Source organism: Phytoactinopolyspora endophytica (genome assembly GCF_004138495.1).
Classification (GTDB): Bacteria; Actinomycetota; Actinomycetes; order Jiangellales; family Jiangellaceae; genus Phytoactinopolyspora; species Phytoactinopolyspora endophytica.
This window is the reverse complement of the sequence record NZ_ML142864.1, coordinates 93,180-95,890: the sequence shown is the minus strand read 5'-3', so window position 1 is coordinate 95,890 and position 2,711 is coordinate 93,180. Positions and strand designations below refer to the sequence as shown.

The 2,711-nt window shown below is 66.5% G+C and carries 2 protein-coding genes and 1 pseudogene; 2 read left to right on the top strand and 1 reads right to left on the bottom strand.

Annotation, left to right across the window (positions count from 1 at the left end):
• Positions 1-238, top strand: a pseudogene (locus ELR45_RS35815) (hypothetical protein); the annotation flags it as partial.
• A gap of 144 nt (positions 239-382) precedes the next feature.
• On the opposite strand, the gene ELR45_RS25625 reads toward ELR45_RS35815, so the two are convergent.
• Positions 383-1,018, bottom strand: coding sequence for a VOC family protein (locus ELR45_RS25625; protein ID WP_129668875.1), 636 nt, complete (start codon positions 1,016-1,018; stop codon positions 383-385).
• 223 nt (positions 1,019-1,241) lie between these two features.
• Between ELR45_RS25625 and ELR45_RS25620 the strand changes: the two genes are divergently transcribed.
• Positions 1,242-2,594: a transcriptional regulator gene (locus tag ELR45_RS25620; RefSeq protein ID WP_129668874.1), complete on the top strand. Its 1,353-nt coding sequence runs from the start codon at positions 1,242-1,244 to the stop codon at positions 2,592-2,594.
• Positions 2,595-2,711: the final 117 nt, after the last annotated feature.

The window sequence follows — 2,711 nt, the reverse complement described above, 5'->3', positions numbered from 1 at the left end:
CGTCGAATCCCTGATCTCCGGCCTATCGATGGTCGCCGCCCTGGACTGGCTCGAGCCGATCTTGAAGTTCCTGCCGTTCAGCGCGGGCGCTCGCCTCGTCGCCGTCCAGCCCTACAACCCAGACGATGGTCCCGACTTCGACTACCTCGACCGTTGGGCATCCGGTGGGGTGTTCGCGGCCTTCACACTGATCATCCTCATCGTGGCGTGGACGCTGTTCAAGAAACGCGACGCCTGACGCCCCCAAAATGATCACGTTGAGTAAGGTTTTCTCGTGCACCCACATGTCTGCAGGCATGGTGGTGCACGAGAAAACCTCTTACGGCTGCCACGTCGGCCAGGCAGGGGTCACGCCGAGCACGGAGAGATACGCGGGGCGGTGCTAGATGGTGACGAGGCCGCTCGGCGTGCGGAAGCTGACGGACTGCAGGCCCGGCTGGCCGTTGCGGTTGTTCCACACCACGTCGACGTCCTCGAGCGGGTGGGACTCGGGCTCCCCGAGCCATTCAGCGACCCGGTGTGGATCGCCGGCGATCTCCAACCCGGTGAGCTGCACGTCCCGGCCACCAGCAGACGGGTGATGGTCCGGGTCCGACTCCCAGTGCACAAAGAACGGCAGCTGTGGATCATTGATCAGGCCTTTGACACCGATCTGCTTCCACAGCAGCTCGAAGCCGTCCGGGCGCTTCCGGTTGCCCTGCACCGCGAGCCGCTCCAGCCGCTGCTCGATCAGGCCGAGATCATCGACCGCCACCACCCAGCCGAGCCAGCCGCCGCCCATGTCGGAGCGGGTCTTCACAGCCTGGCCGAACGGCACCTGATCGGCCGCCGGGTGGTCGAGGACCGACACGACTTCGACATAGTGACCGCCGATCAACGGCAATACTCGGTTCCTGGTTCCGAACCGGGGGTGGAGACCACCATCGACGAACTCGACCCCGAGTTCGCCCGCCAACCACCGCGCCGTCGCGTCGAGCCCATCCGGACCAGCTGCGTAAGAGACGTGATCAAGCCGCATAACCGCATCGTTCCAGTCCTCGCTGCGGGCTCGTCGTTCAGGCTGCCCTTACCGGAGCACCTATGCTTGCCACTACCGCAGAACTGCCGGGCATCAGTACGCTAGGCGGTCCGAGCATGCTCGACACGTGCGGCCCGCATGCTTCGTCGTACGGACTGTCCTGAACGGCACAATAGGTACGTGTCAAAATTGCTACGGGTGACGATGCAGGCAGGAGCGGATCATGCACCAACCGGGCAACGGTACGCGTGAGGAGATCACCGTCGGCGTGGTCGGTGCCGACGAGATCGTGCATCGCATCATGGCGGTGGCCCGCGAGTCCGGCAACACCTCCTGGCGACTCATCGCGGCGGTCTACAGCGACGAGCAGGAAGCGCACGCCCAGGCGATGAAGATCGCCTCGCGCGTGGACGTCTGCCTGTTCGCCGGCCCTCTCCCGTACGACGTCGCCACCCGGCACGGAGATCTGCCGGTGCCGGCGACATACGTCCCGGTCGGCGGCTCGGCCCTCTACGGCACCTTGCTTCGCGGCACTCTCGAAGGCATCTTCGATCCGCTCCGAATCAGCCTGGATTCCGTGCCCATCGACGACGTGCACGCCGCCTACCAGGAGATCGGCCTCGATCCACGCGACGTGCGTGTCCAGCCGTATGTGGGGCCCGAGTCGGCCACCGCGTTCCTGGAGTTCCATCGTGAGCTTTTCGAACGAGGCGAGACGACGGGCGCCGTCACCACCGTGCCGACCGTCGCCGCCGCCCTGGCGGACGCGTCTATACCGTCGTTGAAGATGACACCCGCCGGGGTGACCATCCGCCATGCACTACAGACAGCGACGCTGGTGGGTAGCGGGGCCCGGCTCGAAGAGTCCCGCATTGTCACGATGATCGTCCGGGTGCCCAGCGGAGCACTGCCGGCACACGCCAGCCCGAGCAACTACTGGTACCAGGAGCTGAAGCTCTCGCTCCATCGCGAGCTGCTGCGCGACGCTCGGCCGATGGACGCTGCCGTCCTCGTCCGGGACGAGCACAGCTACCTGATCGTCACCACCATGGGGTCGCTGAACATGGCGACCGACGAGTTGAACGTCGCGCCGTTCCTCGGACGGATCTCCACCGAGCTGGGCATCCAGCTCGAGCTGGGCATCGGCCTCGGCCGGTCTACCCGGGAGGCCGAGCTCAACGCTCAAGCAGCGGTGGACAAGGCATCCGCGGCCGGCGGCGGAACCGCATACCTGGTCGGCCCGGGCGAGACCGTCCTCCAGCTTCCCGCGGCGCGCCAGCAGGGCACGCCGTCCACAGCGCCGTCGCCGGTGAAGGACTCCAAGGCCGTGGAGGTCCTGACCCGGCTGGCCGAGAAACTTGACGCGGAAGGCGACACCGAGCGAGTCGTCGACGCCGAGCGCGTGGCCGACATGCTCGAGGTCACCCTGCGCACTGCCCGGCGCATGTTGCACACTCTGGTCGACGAAGGGCTGGCCTGGCCGATGCCACCGGCGCGGTCGAGCAAGGTCGGCCGGCCGCCACGGCCATACCAGCTACTCGTTGAGAAGGTGCCGGCCTCTCGGAAGCACGCCTGATCGGCGGCGCCTGTCCTCGGCCGGCACGCTGCCGGCCGGTCCGTTCGGGTCGCCCACAGCGCGCGGTGGTCGGAACATCCAGGCGGATAATTAAGACTCGCTGTAAATAGAGTTTAC

What these genes read in the sequence shown, in the direction of transcription:
- ELR45_RS25620 (WP_129668874.1), top strand. Translation starts at nt 1,242, where the DNA reads ATGCACCAACCGGGCAACGGTACGCGTGAGGAGATCACCGTCGGCGTG.
- ELR45_RS25625 (WP_129668875.1), bottom strand. Translation starts at nt 1,018, where the DNA reads ATGCGGCTTGATCACGTCTCTTACGCAGCTGGTCCGGATGGGCTCGAC.